The following is a 15,387-nucleotide window of genomic DNA, read 5'->3' as shown; positions in this document are numbered from 1 at the left end:
CTATGATTTGTTTCGACGCTCGAAGCGCTTTAACGCATAGGAGACAAGCCATGAAGATCAACGCGAACGGATTGACGCTGCACGCCGACGATAGCGGCCAAGGCCCGCTAGCCCTCGTTTTCCTGCATTACTGGGGCGGCACGGCGCGAACCTGGCAAGCCGTGATGGCAGCGCTACCGGCGAATCTACGCAAGATCGCTTTGGATGCTCGCGGATGGGGCCGATCGGATCGCCCCGACGACGGCTACGATATTGCAACCATGGCCGACGACGTAGAAGCCGCAATCGCCGCGCTCGCCCTGAATCGCTATGTGCTGGTCGGCCATTCGATGGGCGGCAAGGTGGCCCAGCTGCTGGCTTCGCGTCGCCCCTCCGGTTTGGCGGGGCTCGTACTGGTGGCGCCGTCACCCGCGGAAGGTAAATCGTTGCCGCAGCCGGAACGCGACGCGATGGCAGGCGCCTATGCCGCGCCGGAATCGGTCGGCTGGACGATCGATAACGTCCTGAGCGAACGCAAGCTATCGCCCACCATGCGTGACCAGGTGATCGCCGACAGTCTCGGCGGCACGGACGCTGCAAAACAGTTCTGGCCGCATACAGCGATATCCGAGGACGTGAGTGCCGACCTGGCGCGGATTGACGTCCCGGTTCGAGTGATCGGCGGCGAACACGACAAGGTCGATTCGATCGACATGTTGCAACGCGTCGTCCTGCCGTCGCTGCCCGGTGTGGCGATGCAGACCATACCGGGCGTTGGGCATCTTATCCCGCTGGAAGCGCCGCAGGCGCTGGCGGCCCTCATTGCTGAATTCGTCGATACCGAATGTTCGGGCGCATCGGAGGCGGCGGCACGGCCGGAGGCGGTGGCCGCGCTATTCGACGCGGCGCTCAATCGCGGCGATCTCGACGCGGTTATGTCGCTCTTTCACCCGGAGGCAACGATGCGGATGCAGGATGGCCGCACGATCGCCGAAGGTCACGACGCACTGCGCGACGCATTCGCTCGGCTGATGGCCGCACGGCCCCAAATACGTAACGGCGTTCGCCGGGTCATCGCAAGCGGTGACATCGCACTACTGCTACTCGAGTGGACGATCCGTATCGCCCCGCCCGATCAGGATGAGATCGTAGAGAGCGGCGTTGCGACCCAGGTGGCCGAACGCAGCGCCGATGGTATCTGGCAACTGCGGATCTCGAACCCTTTGGGGATCGATTGAGGCGATGACCATAGCCGTCGTCTGCTAATGATGAGTCCCGCTCGTCGGGCACGTCGAGTGATTTTCGAGTCACTCGACGTGCAGCGCTTTGATACCGAGCGCTTGCTCAGAGCGCGGGTGGCCAATTAACGAAGCGCTTTTCGCGCGGCTCGCTGAACATGCGAGCCTTGGATGTCGACAGGTTCTGAGCGACCAAGCCTTCGGCAAGCTTGACCGCGGCCGATACGCCGTCGATGACCGGCACGCCGGTTTGTGCCACGACTCGGCTCGTGAGCCCGGCCATGCCGCCGCAGCCGAGACAGATCGCCTCCGCGCGATCGACCTCCACAGCGTGCAAGGCCTTGGCCACAATAGCTTCGATCGCGACCTCGGGGTCTCGCTCGAGTTCGAGCACGGCCAGGCCGCTGGCATGCACGGACGCCAGCCGATCGCTCAGTCCGGCCAGTTTGAGCCGGTCTTCGATCATCGGTACGGCGCGGTCGAGCGTGGTAACGACCGATTAGCGATGACCGACGAACAAGGCCGTGGCTGCGGCGGTCTCGGTGATGTCGACCACCGTGACAGCGAAAAGCTCCTGGAGCCCCTCGCGGCCGTGTTCGCCGTACCCGGCTTGGATGATGGCATCGAATTCGCCGTCATAGGCCCGAATGGTTTCCATGACGGCCACGGCGGCCACATAGCTTTCGTAGTTGCCTTCGATGGATTCGGCGCCGAAGGCCGGGGTGATGGGGATGATCTCGGTGCCGGGGTTCGCCACGGCGCGCGCCTGCTGCGCGATGGCGTCGGTCATCGAGGTCGTCGTGTTCACATTGGCAACGAGAATGCTGAAGCTCATTGAAGGGATTTATTGCGACGGGCGGGCGATGGCTTCGCCCTCGACGTGTTGATACGTCCGGTCTTTCGGCGCCAGCATCAGGTGCAGGGGAGAAAGGGGTCAGACACGGGCGGCTTCGAGAACCCAGGGAGAAAGGGGTCAGACACGGACGGCTTCGAGAACCCAGAAAGCGCATGCTTACGCGTGCACAGGCGGTAAACGTGTCAAATGCGTTGTTCCCGGCTATGCCATACACGGATAATGATGACGGTGCCGCCGTCGAGTCGGTAGCGCAAAACATAGGATCCAGCGCCGAGCGGTAAGTATAGTTCCCGACGGTCGCTGCTGTCGTTTATTGGCCGCCCGATTTCAGGCATCTCCAACAACTTGTTTGCACCCTCTGCGATCAACGTCATTGCTCGTTCTGCAGCAAGGGTGTCTTGATGTAAAAGAAATTCAAACAGTCGTTGAATGTCATCCCGTGTTTCGGGCAGCCAGCGCAATCTCACTTCGGGGCATCAGCTTTATCGCGTGCGGTCGCCGCTAGCGCGCTTAGGTGCTCGCGCATATCAGCATCATCGATGTAGGCGCCGGACTCTTGGTACTGTCGCCAACGCTGCATATCTTCTTTCTTTTCGCGTTCGTAGCGTTCTTCGCGATCAAGATATTCTGCGATTGCACGCTTCATCAGCCAATGCGGCGAGCGCTCTTTCAGGCCTCCGAGCGCCTGCAATCTCGCCCGTGTTGCTTCATCCAGCTTGATGCCTGTTGTCGTCTTCATCGCTAGTAACACTCGGTTGCACCTTTAGCAACTGTACCATGGGGGGGGAGAAGTGGAGAAAAGGTGGAGAAAAGGGGTCAGACACGGGCAGCACTCTGAGGGGAGGAAAGGGGTCAGACACGGGCAGCACTCTGAGCACCTTGATACCGGACGGGGCCTGGTGCGATGCAGTGGCGGGTTCGGTCATGGCGGTCAACGTTTGGAATGCACATCTAAGCTAAGCGGGCAGGCCAGCGGCGACAATTGCCGGGTCGACAAGCATGGAGCGGCGCGGATAACAGCGCTAAAAACAGCGGCGTGGCATCATCCGGAGCGCCGCGCGAAGGGCGTTGGTTCGGCGCGATGGGAACGAGCCGTGGGGCGGCTTTTCAGTACGCCGCCCGTATCTCTTGCAACGATACTTCGCGCCGCATATCGATCGTGTCCGGCTGGACCTGTTGCTCGGAAAGACAGTTCAACCAAGCCTGTGACGGTCTGGCTCGATAAAAGCGCCGCAGACCGGAATCGAAGAAATTGTCCAATTGGACTTCTTCGCCGGGATAGAGCAGTTCGTGCGCGGCTCGTGCTTCGTCGTAATCCTCAACGACCACGGCCTCGCATTGAAGATAGAGACATCGAAGATTGTTCATGCCGCGCGGCCGGGTGGAATCGTAGTAGGTGATAAACGCACGCGGATTGGCGAGGATATTTTTCGAATGCACGGCTTCGGTCCAGGACGACCAATAGATATCGAGATTCGAATCGGGAATCGCCGTGGCCGGCGTGTTCCATGGCTGATCGTCGCCGCACGTCGCGATGTTGGCGTACAGGCAGATGTTCAGGATTTCGGCACAACGTGCGCCTAGATCTTGTGCTTCCATGACAGTCTCCATTGAGTCGAAGTGTGAGTCGCCGGACAGGGATTGCGTGCCTATCAACGGGGGGCATTTGGCGGCGAACTCGATCGGCGGCTTGTGCGTTGCGCGAAGCGGGCGGGGTCGCCGAACCATGCCAGAATGAAGGCGATCGCCAGAACGGCCGCGCCGATCGCGAAGGTTGGGCGATAACTGCTCATCACCGTCGCAAGCCCGGACAGGCCGTAGCCGGCGATCGCCTGCGCCAAGGCGAACGCGGCGGTAGCACGTCCCCACAAGCGCTTGTGCTGGACGGGCCCGACCAGTTCGGCCAGCCGACCGGATGTGAGGGCGACGATGCTCGGGATGAGCGCGCCCACGAGGATCGATGACAGCGAGCGCGCCCCGATAGTGATCGCGAAAAACGGCAAGCCTACGGCCAGGGATTTGATGATGAACCCCGTTGTGAGGCTGGCCCGCCAGCCGGCGCGGGGTACGATGTAACGCGTAACGACCGGCCCCAGCATGGCGCCCAGCCCGAACAACGCCCACTGAAGATTGGCGGGGCCCATGCCCAATCCGACTTCGCGGGCGAGATAGTCGACCCAGAACACGGTATGCGGCACGAAGCCGATACCGTCGCAGGCATAGGCGGCGACGACGAGCGCCACGGCCCAGCGAATCGCCGGGTTCGAGGCCGGCGTGTGGGATTCGGTCCGATCGTTCGCCCCGGACTGAGCCGGAAGTCGATAAAGCGCCACGTCGCCCGCGGTGCCGGCGATGAGTGTCAGAGCGCCGAGCGTGACCCACGTGACCCACAGCCCGGCGTGTAGCAACGTCGGAATCACCAGGGCGGACGACAGCGCGCCCAGGCCGATCCCCATGAACATCAAAGAGCCCACGATCGGGCGTCGATCGGGATCGGTCCCGGCCAGGGCGATCGCGGGGCCGACCACCATCAGCCACGCGCCCGCCACACCCGAAAGCAGTCGCCAGAAAAAGAACCAACCAAAAGGCGCTGCGTGCACACAGGCTAGAAAACTCAGCGCCGCCAGCCCGAACGATGCCGCGAGCGTGGCGCGTGCACCGAAACGTTCTGAAACCGAGTGCGCCGTGACGGCGCCGATGAGATAGCCCAGCAGGTTGGCTGCACCCAGATAGACGGCGCCCGAGGTGGTGAACCAGTGAGCGGCCACGACCGCCGGGATGAGCGCCGTGTAGGCGAAGCGGGTCAAGCCGATGCCGACCAGCGTAGACGTCAGGCCCACGGCGATCGCCGGAACAGGCGAGCGCTTCCTGGAGGTCATTGCCGTCATGGACTCGTGCCGTTGCGGTCGTAGGCTGAGCCCGGAAGATAAGCGACGCGTTATTTCATTGAAAACGATTTATATCGATAATGCGTATCGTTTTTCATGATGGCAGGGCGGTGCCCATGCAGATCCATTCGCTACGCTTGTTTGTCGCCGTGGCCGATAACGCCAGCTTCAGTGCTGCAGCTAAGCAGATGCATACGGTCCAATCCAACGTGACCGCCCATATCAAGAAGCTGGAAACCGAGCTGGGCGTGACATTGTTCGAGCGGCACGGTCATATTCATCTCACCCCGGCCGGCCATACCTTGATCACGCATGCCCGCCGGACCCTCACCGCGCACGACAACGCCCGGGCCGTCTTTCAGGACGCCGGGGCGCCGCGCGGTATATTGCGTATCGGCTCGATGGAAAGCACGGCCGCGGTACGGCTGCCGGATCTGCTTGCCGCGTACCACGAACAGTATCCCCGCATCGATCTCCAGGTGATGACGGGCACCACCACCGATATCGTCGCGCAGCTTCTGGACGGGACGATCGACTGCGCTCTCGTCGCGGGTTCGGTGCCCCATTCGAGCCTGTATGCGATCGAGGCTTTTCAGGAGTCACTCGTGCTGGTCGCCGACGACCCGATCAAGGCCATGCCCGGTAGCGACCAGCTTCTGGAAACGCCGTTTCTGGCATTCAAGCAGGGTTGTCATTACCGGCATCGCATTGAGCGCCTGTTGGCTCGTCAGGGCATCGCCGGCGGACGGGTGTTCGAGTTCGGTTCGATCGACGCCATTCTGGGATGTGTCGCGGCGGGGATGGGCTATGCGTTATTGCCGAAAGCGGTCGTCGACGCACAGCAGTCCCGGTTTGCGATCCATTATCTGGATTTGCCCGACGATATCGGCCATGTCGCAACCTGGTTCGCAGCCACGGAAGTCGCCGGCTGGTCGCCGGCGCTGGTGGCGTTCGAGCGGATGGTTCAGGCGCGCGCCAAGTGACCGGGGCGGGACGAGGGCCGGCTGTGCTGAAACAGCATGAGTCGGCGATTCCAGCCCGGCGGGCTTTCCCTGTCGCGTCCGCTATCCATCAAGCTGGAACAATGGGCTGATTTCAGATCGGGCTCAAATGCTCGACCATCTCGCGCGCCAGCACGGGGAGGGCGTCGAGGTCGCGGTAGGCGATACGCAGCTCTCGGTGTGCCCAGGCGTCGGCAAGCTCGACGGTGCGCAGGCCGAGGGTGGCCACGTGTGTGCTCACCGCCCGGTCGGGCAAAACGCCGATACCCAGGCCACAGGCGATCATGCGGCAGATGCCTTCGAAGCTGCGCACCTGGACCCGCATGCGCAGCGGTTTGCCGGCGGCGCGCGCGGCATCGTGGATCAGTGCGTGCAACGAAGCATCGTGTTGCAGGCCGACGAAATCGTGTTCGATGGCCTGGCGAAGTTCGATCGGCCCGGCGCCCGCGAGGGCGTGTTCCGTGGGGGTGACCAGCACCAGCCGATCGCTGCGATAGGCCCGTGTCTGCAAGCCGTCGGCGCCGACGTGGGCCGCGTACACGCCAATGTCCGTGAGCCCGTCGCGCACAGCCTGAATCACCGCCAGCGAGACGCGTTCCTCGATATCGATGCGCACCTCGGGTCGGGCGCGGGTGAAGGCGGCCAGGTCCTCGGGCAGGAATTCGATGATCGCGGACGTGTTCGCGTGCATACGGACGTGCCCGCGCACGCCGGCACTGTATTCAGACAGATCTGCGGTCAGTCGCTCCATCGATTCCAGCACGCTGCGCGCATGATGCAGCAGGGCGTCGCCGGCCGGGGTCAGCTCGACGCCGCGTGGGCGTCGATAGAGCAGCGGCGTATCGAGCTGGGCTTCGAGATCACTGATTCGCTTGCTGACCGCGGCCAACGCCATGTGCTCGCGTTCCGCTGCTGCGGTCAGGCGCCGCTCCCGCGCGATGGAAACGAACAGCCTCAGGGTGACGAGATCGATACGGGGCATGGGCATTGTCGAAGCGAGGGCAAACGGCCGAGTGGCCACGCCAGTGTAGCGGCTTCGCCATTCGCGAAGTCAGCCTTGCCGATTACTTGATTGTCTGCCGCCGTGACCTCGCGCATGCTCCAGACGGGGCCGGGCCAGGCCCCCGGCCAGTGCCGAATTGAAGTAAAAATATAAATAAAAACAAACTTATAAGTAATCAGAGGAGATGTTGATGAGCGCCATCAAATGGCACGAGGGACTGACCGCCAAGCATGGGCAGGTGCTGCTCGCGAGCTTCATGGGCTGGGTTTTCGATGGCTACGAAACCTATGCGCTGATCGTCGTGCTGGGGCCGGCGCTGGGTGCGTTGCTGACCCCCGAACAAGCCGCCGCCCATTCGTTGTGGGCCGGCATCGCGGTCGGGGTGACCTTGTTCGGCTGGGGCGTCGGTGGGCTGATCGGCGGCGTGCTGGCCGACTATATCGGCCGCAAGCGGATGATGCTGATCTCCATGATTCTCTACGCGTTGTTTAGCGCCATCACCGCTTTCAGCCAGACGATCGGCGAGTTGATTGCGCTGCGTTTTCTGACCGGGTTGGCGCTCGGCAGCGAGTGGAGCACCGGCATTGCGTTGATCGCCGAGACCTGGCCGGAGCGGGCGCGCGCCAAGGGGGCGGGTTTTCTACAGTCCGGCTTTGGCTGGGGCGGGTTGCTCGCGGCGCTGGTCTGGCTCGTGCTGTCTTATCTGCAACCGCTGGGCGATGGTTCGTGGCGGCTGATGTTCGTCATCGGCGCGTTGCCCGCGCTGTTGTCGTTGTATGTCCGGCGTAATCTCGATGAATCCGAGCGCTGGCAGCAAGCCGTGGCGGAAAAACGATGGTCGACCACCGAGGCTGCGGTTGACCGTGCCAGCGCCGCCAGCGACAAGCGCCCCTTCACCTTGACCGAAATCTTCCGTCAGCCGGAAAGTCGCCGCCGGGTATTGCTGACCAGCGCGCTGTCGATGGTGACAATGGTGGGCTGGTACGGCGTGTCGACCTGGCTGCCCTCGCATACTGCGGTGCTGGCCAAGGCCCAGGGCTTGCCGGACCCGAGCAGTTGGGGCGCCTGGATCGGCACCCTGTACATGCTCGGCGCTATCGTGGCCTATCTGCTGTCGGGCTTTCTGATCGATGCCATCGGCCGACGCCCATTCCTCTGGCTGACCTATGCCGGCTCGCTGGTGATGGCGCCGATCACCTATGGGCTGACAACCACCGCGACCACCATGCAGATCGTGGCGCCGATCAACGGCTTCTTTACCCTGGGGCTGGCGTTTTCCTGGATGGCGATCTACCCGGCGGAGCTGTTCACATCCACGGTCCGGACCACCGCGGCCAGCTTCATCTTCAATGCCTCGCGACTGGTCGCCGGGTTCTTCCCGATCATCGCGGGCTCGATTATTGGCGGGCTCGGTGGCGTGGTCACGGCGGCGCTGATTATCAGCAGCGTCTACATCCTGGGTTTGATCCTGCCATGGTGGCTGCCCGAAACGCGCAACCGGGGGCTGCCCGGGTAAGAGGCTATTCCAGTAGGGCGAGGCCGCATTGCGCCGCAAAGCCATGTCGGCCAAGGGGCAGGGGGCCCGTCGTAGTCGCCCTGCGGTCGCGCCCTGCAATGCCGGAGGGCGCGAGCTGGCGTCACTGGACAGCCCTATTTATCCGCAGATCAACATGGATTCATGCAGCTAAGAAAGGAAACCGTCGCTCGATCAGGTGCAAAATTCAGTCAAAAGATTGACAACGCGATTGTCCCCGCACCCGAAGCAGCAGTGACTTGACTTTCCTTCTTATTGACGCTCGTTCGAGGGCATTTGCGAAAAAAAGACGCGAGCTCTCCGCAGATCGACGCAGATGTGCGCAGATCAAGAACGGCAGCATTCCGTGCGCGGCCGGTATATCGCAGAAGCGAGCGGCCTGCGCGGCTTTTCGTGCAAGTCCGCTCGACTGCTGGGTTGGCCCAGGCGTGTGACAGTACACCGTAAAACTCAGGTCGGCGCGCCCAGCTTTGACGCCCACATTGCCATGACGGTACGTATTGCCGGTGCTAGCGCTTTCTGCGTTCCGTTATCAAGCACGACAAATACTATTGCGGCCTCGCCAAAAGCACCTTCGCCCAATGAAGTCTGGAATATTCCTGGCGAGCTTTTAATCTGCGCCGACGAGGAGACCTCGCGCACTGAGTTTTTCGGCACAGAGAGTTGGGCGTGTTTCGATGCATCTGCAATATCTTTGATTAAGGAGAAGTCAGGACATTCGGTAATCAGTTCTGCGTTGAGTCTGTCCAGTCGATCCCTCATAACCGTTCGATCCTCCCCCTTGTAACCAGCGAGAGCCAGATAATCGGCCATGTGGTAAAGAACGATAGCGGCTAGACGCCCACGGCGAGTGTTCCCGACGTCCGTGAGAAATTCGGTGACCGTTGGCTGGACGGTAGACGCGAAAAAGTCAGCTGCACGTGACGACATGGCATGTCTCCGGTTGCGGGCGCGACGCCGATACACGCGGATCGAAAAAGACAGCATTCCCGCGCGCGGCTGCTAAACCACCCAGCCGGCGTTTTTTGCCGTCAAATTTGGACGCGCCGAGCCGTGGTCGTCCATCCGCGCCCGTTTGCGTGTATCGGCGGATGAGTCAAGAAAACCAGCCGCAGATTGTGGCTGGTTGGAAAGGGCAGCCTACCCCACGGCGCTCGGGCTGGCCGCCGTCCTGGCGCGCAATCGGAGCGGCCGGATCGTGGCGGGTGTCAGCGGTACGACGGTAACGTCGGACGCTGCGGTGCTGGGCCGGATACCAGCTGACCTTCAGCGCGAACGTATTACGAGCATGGCAGCGCTCCTCGATCGTGAAACCCCGTTCGCGAAAATGCTTGACGATGCGCTCGAGATCCTCGACTTCGATGTGCTTGCGTTCGGGAAACACGGTGGTATGACCGCGATTCTCCGACGATGCCTCGCGAATCGCGTCGTTGATCGAGGCAACGGCCTCGGCGGGGCCGTTGCTGCGGGTCTTCATGTTCTGTCGCGCCTGTTCGGCGTTGATCGTATCCTGAACTTGCATGAAGGGCCTTCTTGTTTCGTGATCGCCGAACGTCGGTCAATTCCTGTCGAGTTTGAGTTTATTAATCCGAAATCAAAGAAGATGACGTAATAAGCTGTTTTCAAAGGATGCTCTGCCGATTGCCGCGGTGAGTATGCGGTCACATATGCGCGCTATTAACCCGAAAAATCATCTATTTTTGTGCCGGGTTAATAGGTATCCGAAGCTCGCGTTACAATTAGCGAAAGTGCTGATTCAATTTGCTCGGTCGACCCGCCAGCGCTTAGATTGAAGGCGTCATCATCATCGTTGATTACTCGCATGGATATTCCCGTACTCGAAGCCGCCGGCAGTGCTTCGGCCATCGGTCGCGCGCATGGCATGACGTATGCCGAGCCGATCCGGCGGTTCGCGGACGAGCGTGTCGAGCGGGCCGGTCAGGCACTCTGGGTGGGCAAGGACCGGCCGCGTGCGGACGTGCTGGCTCTGGCGGAAGAGTGCCTGGCGGCGCACGAGGCCTATTCGCCGCGATTGACCGCGGAACTACGGGCCATGGCGGATGCGGCCGGTTTGTTACCGGAAGAGATGCTGGTCGTCAGCGGCTTCACGGATTTCGTGGATACCGGCTTTGCGGCGTTCAGCGGCAGCCGACCGGTGCCGCACGCGGCTGATAACTGCACGGCGATGATCGTGCCTGGTGCCCGTAGCGCCACCGGGCAACCCCTGTTCGCCCAGACCTGGGACATGCACGAAACCGCGACCGAGCATGTGTTTGTGCTGCGCGGTACGCCCGACGATGCGCCGGCCTTCACCGTGTTCACCAGCCGCGGCTGCCTGGGCATGATCGGCATGAACGAGGCCGGCATCACCATCGGCATCAATAACCTCTCCGGCAACGATGGGCGGGTCGGCGTCACCTGGAATTTCGTGGTCCGCGAAGTGCTGGCCCAGACCGATTTCGAGGCGGCCGCCGCGCGTCTGGCCGACGCCGAGCTGGCCGGCGCCCACAATTATCTGCTGGTGGGGCCGGACGGCCAGGGGATGAACGTCGAGGCCACGGCCACCCGGCGCGAGATCACACCGCTGGCCGACGACGTGATCGTGCATACCAATCATTGTCTGGCCGATGCCACGCGGGAAGCCGAGCGCCCGCGGCTACCCGAGGCACAGGCCCACAGCGAGAAACGGCTGGCCCGCGCCCGGGCATTGCTGGCCGAGCCCGGCCCGATCGATGTCGCGCGTCTGGCAACCGTCACCCGGGACACGCAGGCGATCTGTTACCCGCCCACGCCAGTCACCCGGATGACGACCTGCGGCGCGGTTGTGGCCGATCCGGCGGCCCGCCGGCTCTGGGCACTGCGCGGACGGCCCAGCGAACAGCACTACACGGTGTTCGATGTCGCCGGCGTCACCGCACCCCAGGCGTAAGCGCCTATTGGAGCAGGGGCCAAGTCCACACTCGGCCGGGCGCGCCCACGAAGCCTGCTACCAGCGGGAACCTGCGGTGGCGCGGCCCGGTCGCGGCCGATACGCCCGCACGAACGTGCGTCGTTGTCGGGCCACGATATTGCATACTGCACGCATTCGGTGCGCCCGTCGTGCCACGAAGGCCGGCCGACCGGTCATGCCGCTGGCTCGGGCGATGGCGCGTTTCTTGCGCGCCCGGGCGTGAAACAGGGGGCGCCGCGGGTTGCGGCTCTCGCGGGTGATTCGAATAACAAACGAGGGATTCCATGGCTTTGAAGACAGTTCTGGGTAGCGCGGCGACGTTGTTCGCGGTAACGACCGCTGTGATCCCGATGGCGCATGCCGACACGGCCCAAAAGCCGGCTGCCGGTGCCAGGCAGTCCGCGCCGCCGTTGATGCGTTATCCGACCGTTCATGGCGACACCGTGGTCTTCGAGGCCGGCGGCAATCTCTGGAAAGCCGACATCCACGGCGGCATGGCCACGCAGCTGACCGACGACCCGGGTTTCGACGAGGACGCGCATTTCTCGCCGAACGGCAAATGGGTCGCGTTTACCGGCTGGTACCAGGGCAACACCGATGTCTATCTCGTGCCCGCCGCCGGCGGCCGGGTGCGGCGCCTGACCTATCACTCGATCAACAACCCGAGCGAGGGCGGCAAGCTCAAGCCGACCAAGGACAACCGCGTGATCGGATGGACGCCGGACAGTAAACAGGTGGTGTTTCTTTCCCGGCGCGACAGTTTCAATCCGCAGGTCATGCATGCCTACACGGTGCCGGTTGGCGGCGGCCTGCCGAAGAAGCTGCCGATCCCGTGGACCGGGCCGCTGTCGTTCGGGCCCAACGATCACACCGTGGCCTACAACAAGCTTGCCCGGGTCTACCGGCCGTTTCACCGCAAGCATTATTACGGCGGCCAGGCCCAGGATATCTGGACCTTCGATTACAAGAACGGCAAGAGCCATCGCATCACGCACTGGAAGGGCGCGGACGTATGGCCGATGTGGTCGGGCGATACGATCTATTTCAGTTCCGACCGTGGCCCCAACCATATCCAGAACCTCTGGGCCTACTCGCAGAAGACGAAGCAGTTCAAGCAGCTGACGCATTTTTCGACCTACGACATCGATTTCCCGACGCTGGGCGGCGACAAGATCACCTTCTCCGACGGCGGCGATCTGTATGTCTACAACACCGGGAGTCAGGGCCTGACCAAGCTCAACGTGCGCGTGCCGCTCAACGGCGTGAAGGCGATGCCGCACTGGGCCAAGGTCGAGGGCCACGTCGATGAATCGGCGATCGCGCCGAACGGGCATCTGGCGGTGTTTTCGGCTCGCGGCGCGTTGTTCACCGTGCCGGCCAAGTACGGCAGCGCCAACACACTCACCCAGAATCCGGCGGCCGACCAGCGCGATCCGGCCTGGTCGCCGAACGGCAAGCAGATCGCATACATCGGCGCCGAGGGCGATCACCAGGCGGTGTACGTTCGCCCGGCCGATGGCGGCAAGCCGAAGGCACTCACGCACGACAAGCTCAGCGTGCACGGCCCGCTTTCCTGGAGCCCGGACAGCAAGCACCTGACCTATGTCGACGCCGATCAGACGCTCTGGATGATCGACGTGAAATCGGATAAGCGGACCCGGATCACGCGCGACCCGAGCAAGACGCGCGGCAATTTCTCCGATCTGCACTGGTCACCGGGCAGCGACTGGCTGGCGTTTTCCAAGGCGATCCCGCAGCCGATCGGCAACATGACCGTGCCGAATATCCAGGCGATTTATCTGTACCACGTCACCGACGGCAAGCTGACCCGGCTCGGCGACGGCCAGTACAACGATTCGGACCCGTTCTTCTCGGACGATGGTAAATATCTGTTCTTCGTATCCCAGCGTATCGTCAATCCGACCTTCTCCAACTTCGACGAGATCACCGCGGGCCTGAAAAGCAGCGGCCTGTATGCCGCGACCCTGAAAAAGGATACCCCTTCACCGATCGCCCCCCGTGTGCGTTCGGCCACCAAAGGGCTCGACGACGATTCTGCAAGCAGCGACGACGATAGCCCCAAGAAGAACGCCAAAGCGCACGACGGCAGTTCGAACAAGGGCAAGGAAAGCGACAAGAAATCCAAACACAAGACCGATCGCAAGCCGGTCGATATCGACGTCGCCGGGCTGATGGGCCGCGCGGTGCGCCTGCCGGTGCCGGATGCCGATATATCGAGCGTGGCCGAGGCCAAGGGCGTCGTCTACTACACCACCCAGCCGAGCCAGACCATCGAAGGCCCGTTGTCGGGCGAGCAGTCGGCGCTGCGCGCCTACGACATGGACAAACGCAAGGACCACACGCTGGAGACCGACGTCAAACACGTCGCGCTTTCAGCCGATGGCAGCACGCTGTTCTACCAGCACAAGGGTGACTGGATGACGCGCCCGGCGTCGTTCGCCAAGGACCCGGGCGACGATGCCGTCGACAAGATCGATCTGTCGGGCCTGAAGCGCTGGGTCCAGCCCGAGGCCGAATGGCCGACCGCCTACGGCGAGGCCATGCGCGACGTGCGCGATTACTTCCTCGATCCGAAGCTGATCCACAAGATCTGGCCGGCGATCGACGCGCGCTATCGCAAGCTGCTGGATCGCGCCGCCACGCGCGAAGACGTGGATTGGCTGATTGCCAATGCCATGGGCACGCCCGGCGAAAGCCATATGTATGTGCGCGGCGGCAACGACGGCTGGAAGACCCCGGCCAACCCCACAGCCGACCTCGGCGCCGAGTTCGCGCTGGACCCGGACTCCGGCCGCTACAAGATCGCGAAGATCTACCAGGGCGACAACACGGTGCCGGGCTACCGGGCGCCGCTCAACCAGCCGGGCCTGAAGGTCAAGGCCGGCGACTATCTGCTGGCGATCAATGGGCAACCGCTCAAGGCCCCGACCAACCCGTACAAGTTGCTTCAGGGTACCAATGGCGACACCATCTCGCTCAAGGTGGCGGACGATGCCGACGGCAAGAATGCGCACGTCATTCATGTCGAGCCGGTCGCGAATGCACACAAGCTGCACCTGCTGGCCTGGATCCGGCATAACCGTCAGACCGTCGACAAGATGTCGGACGGCCAGATCGGCTACGTCTATCTTGAAGACATGGAAGCCACGGGGATGAAGGAGTTCATCCGCCAGTACTACAGCCAGCGCAACAAGAAGGCGATCATCTTCGACGACCGCTGGAACCTGGGCGGCTTCATCGACCCGATGCTGTTCGATCGCATCGATCGCCCGCTCGATGGCATGTTCACCAATCGCTATCGGGCCACCAGCCCGACCCCGAATGCGCCCATGGGCTACATGGCCGCGCTCATCAATCGCGGTTCCGCTTCCGATGGCGATATCTTCGCCTACATGTTCAAGAAGGATCATCTCGGCCCGACCATCGGCAGCCGGACCTGGGCCGGCGTGCGCGGCTACGACGGGTCGTTCGATCTGCTCGGTGGTGGCAGCCTCGTGGTCTCCGACAACGGCATGTACGGGACCCACGGCCAATGGATCGTCGAGAACATCGGCGTGAAGCCCGACGTGCGCGTCCACGACAAGCCGGGGGATCTCAACGCCGGGCACGATGCGCAGCTGGAAAAAGCAGTGCATATGCTGATGGCCAGGATAAAGGCCCATCCCAAGACCTATCCGCAGGCGCCGAGCTGGATGCCGGCTTTTCCGCCACAGCCGGATTATCCGGCCTGCGACAGCGACAAGGTCGGCAATGGGGTGTGCGACTGGGACAACGGCAACAGCGGCAGCTGAAAGCGTCCGGCCGCCGCGGCGGCCATCGGCCGCGAAGTCGTCAAAAACAAACTTGATTAGTTCGCAAACTCAGCTTGCCTCAATTGGGTTTCGGTACAAGGGGTTGTGCGAGCAGCGGCTTTCGCC

General features: G+C 62.6%; 12 protein-coding genes and 1 pseudogene. 5 read left to right on the top strand and 8 right to left on the bottom strand.

Translation table 11 applies throughout. The features are described 5' to 3' along the window. The first annotated feature begins 50 nt into the window (after positions 1 to 50). Entirely contained in the window at positions 51 to 1,217 is a 1,167-nt protein-coding gene (locus ACS8YF_RS15790; protein ID WP_440851108.1) for an alpha/beta fold hydrolase, read from the top strand. A 106-nt stretch (positions 1,218 to 1,323) separates the two neighbouring features. Here ACS8YF_RS15790 and ACS8YF_RS15785 read toward each other — a convergent pair. From ACS8YF_RS15785 to ACS8YF_RS15765, 5 genes and pseudogenes are all read right to left on the bottom strand, one after another. Then, a pseudogene (locus ACS8YF_RS15785) lies at positions 1,324 to 2,052 on the bottom strand (aspartate/glutamate racemase family protein). A 203-nt stretch (positions 2,053 to 2,255) separates the two neighbouring features. Further along, positions 2,256 to 2,540: a type II toxin-antitoxin system RelE/ParE family toxin gene (locus tag ACS8YF_RS15780; RefSeq protein ID WP_440851107.1), complete on the bottom strand. Its 285-nt coding sequence runs from the start codon at positions 2,538 to 2,540 to the stop codon at positions 2,256 to 2,258. Continuing rightward, positions 2,537 to 2,812: a ribbon-helix-helix protein, CopG family gene (locus ACS8YF_RS15775; protein ID WP_440851106.1), complete on the bottom strand. Its 276-nt coding sequence runs from the start codon at positions 2,810 to 2,812 to the stop codon at positions 2,537 to 2,539. Before ACS8YF_RS15775 ends, ACS8YF_RS15780 begins: the two co-directional genes overlap by 4 nt. 368 nt (positions 2,813 to 3,180) lie before the next feature. After that, positions 3,181 to 3,672, bottom strand: a complete 492-nt coding sequence (locus tag ACS8YF_RS15770; protein WP_440851105.1) for a pyridoxamine 5'-phosphate oxidase family protein — start codon at positions 3,670 to 3,672, stop codon at positions 3,181 to 3,183. A gap of 53 nt (positions 3,673 to 3,725) precedes the next feature. Further along, the gene (locus tag ACS8YF_RS15765) at positions 3,726 to 4,961 is read right to left on the bottom strand and encodes a YbfB/YjiJ family MFS transporter (protein ID WP_440851104.1); all 1,236 of its coding nucleotides are present in this window, start codon (positions 4,959 to 4,961) and stop codon (positions 3,726 to 3,728) included. Between the two features lie 116 nt (positions 4,962 to 5,077). Here ACS8YF_RS15765 and ACS8YF_RS15760 point away from each other — a divergent pair, with 116 nt between their 5' ends. Next, positions 5,078 to 5,944: a LysR substrate-binding domain-containing protein gene (locus ACS8YF_RS15760; RefSeq protein WP_440851103.1), complete on the top strand. Its 867-nt coding sequence runs from the start codon at positions 5,078 to 5,080 to the stop codon at positions 5,942 to 5,944. Between the two features lie 112 nt (positions 5,945 to 6,056). Here the strand turns inward: ACS8YF_RS15760 and ACS8YF_RS15755 are convergent, their stop codons facing one another. After that, entirely contained in the window at positions 6,057 to 6,944 is an 888-nt protein-coding gene (locus ACS8YF_RS15755) for a LysR family transcriptional regulator (RefSeq protein ID WP_440851102.1), read from the bottom strand. Between the two features lie 211 nt (positions 6,945 to 7,155). Between ACS8YF_RS15755 and ACS8YF_RS15750 the strand changes: the two genes are divergently transcribed. Continuing rightward, complete coding sequence (locus ACS8YF_RS15750) at positions 7,156 to 8,481, top strand: MFS transporter (RefSeq protein ID WP_440851101.1); 1,326 nt, start codon at positions 7,156 to 7,158, stop codon at positions 8,479 to 8,481. 468 nt (positions 8,482 to 8,949) lie between these two features. On the opposite strand, the gene ACS8YF_RS15745 is transcribed toward ACS8YF_RS15750, so the two are convergent. Beyond that, positions 8,950 to 9,429: a hypothetical protein gene (locus ACS8YF_RS15745; RefSeq protein WP_440851100.1), complete on the bottom strand. Its 480-nt coding sequence runs from the start codon at positions 9,427 to 9,429 to the stop codon at positions 8,950 to 8,952. Between the two features lie 166 nt (positions 9,430 to 9,595). Further along, positions 9,596 to 9,976, bottom strand: a complete 381-nt coding sequence (locus tag ACS8YF_RS15740; protein WP_440851099.1) for a hypothetical protein — start codon at positions 9,974 to 9,976, stop codon at positions 9,596 to 9,598. Positions 9,977 to 10,321: 345 nt separating this feature from the next. Between ACS8YF_RS15740 and ACS8YF_RS15735 the strand changes: the two genes are divergently transcribed. Then, on the top strand, positions 10,322 to 11,428 hold the full coding sequence (locus ACS8YF_RS15735; RefSeq protein ID WP_440851098.1) for a C45 family autoproteolytic acyltransferase/hydolase: 1,107 nt from the start codon (positions 10,322 to 10,324) through the stop codon (positions 11,426 to 11,428). Positions 11,429 to 11,733: 305 nt separating this feature from the next. Next, on the top strand, positions 11,734 to 15,261 hold the full coding sequence (locus ACS8YF_RS15730; RefSeq protein ID WP_440851097.1) for a S41 family peptidase: 3,528 nt from the start codon (positions 11,734 to 11,736) through the stop codon (positions 15,259 to 15,261). Positions 15,262 to 15,387 lie beyond the last annotated feature (126 nt).

Origin of the sequence: Salinisphaera sp. SWV1 (genome assembly GCF_052044155.1) — a bacterium.
Classification (GTDB): domain Bacteria; phylum Pseudomonadota; class Gammaproteobacteria; order Nevskiales; family Salinisphaeraceae; genus Salinisphaera.
The sequence above is the reverse complement of the archived record's forward strand: the minus strand, read 5'-3'. Positions and strand labels throughout refer to the sequence as shown.

Excerpts from the sequence above, each read along its gene's own strand:
- ACS8YF_RS15745 (WP_440851100.1), bottom strand. The coding sequence starts at position 9,429 with ATGTCGTCACGTGCAGCTGACTTTTTCGCGTCTACCGTCCAGCCAACG.
- ACS8YF_RS15750 (WP_440851101.1), top strand. The coding sequence starts at position 7,156 with ATGAGCGCCATCAAATGGCACGAGGGACTGACCGCCAAGCATGGGCAG.
- ACS8YF_RS15765 (WP_440851104.1), bottom strand. The coding sequence starts at position 4,961 with ATGACGGCAATGACCTCCAGGAAGCGCTCGCCTGTTCCGGCGATCGCC.
- ACS8YF_RS15740 (WP_440851099.1), bottom strand. The coding sequence starts at position 9,976 with ATGAAGACCCGCAGCAACGGCCCCGCCGAGGCCGTTGCCTCGATCAAC.
- ACS8YF_RS15760 (WP_440851103.1), top strand. The coding sequence starts at position 5,078 with ATGCAGATCCATTCGCTACGCTTGTTTGTCGCCGTGGCCGATAACGCC.
- ACS8YF_RS15775 (WP_440851106.1), bottom strand. The coding sequence starts at position 2,812 with ATGAAGACGACAACAGGCATCAAGCTGGATGAAGCAACACGGGCGAGA.
- ACS8YF_RS15735 (WP_440851098.1), top strand. The coding sequence starts at position 10,322 with ATGGATATTCCCGTACTCGAAGCCGCCGGCAGTGCTTCGGCCATCGGT.
- ACS8YF_RS15790 (WP_440851108.1), top strand. The coding sequence starts at position 51 with ATGAAGATCAACGCGAACGGATTGACGCTGCACGCCGACGATAGCGGC.
- ACS8YF_RS15730 (WP_440851097.1), top strand. The coding sequence starts at position 11,734 with ATGGCTTTGAAGACAGTTCTGGGTAGCGCGGCGACGTTGTTCGCGGTA.
- ACS8YF_RS15755 (WP_440851102.1), bottom strand. The coding sequence starts at position 6,944 with ATGCCCCGTATCGATCTCGTCACCCTGAGGCTGTTCGTTTCCATCGCG.
- ACS8YF_RS15770 (WP_440851105.1), bottom strand. The coding sequence starts at position 3,672 with ATGGAAGCACAAGATCTAGGCGCACGTTGTGCCGAAATCCTGAACATC.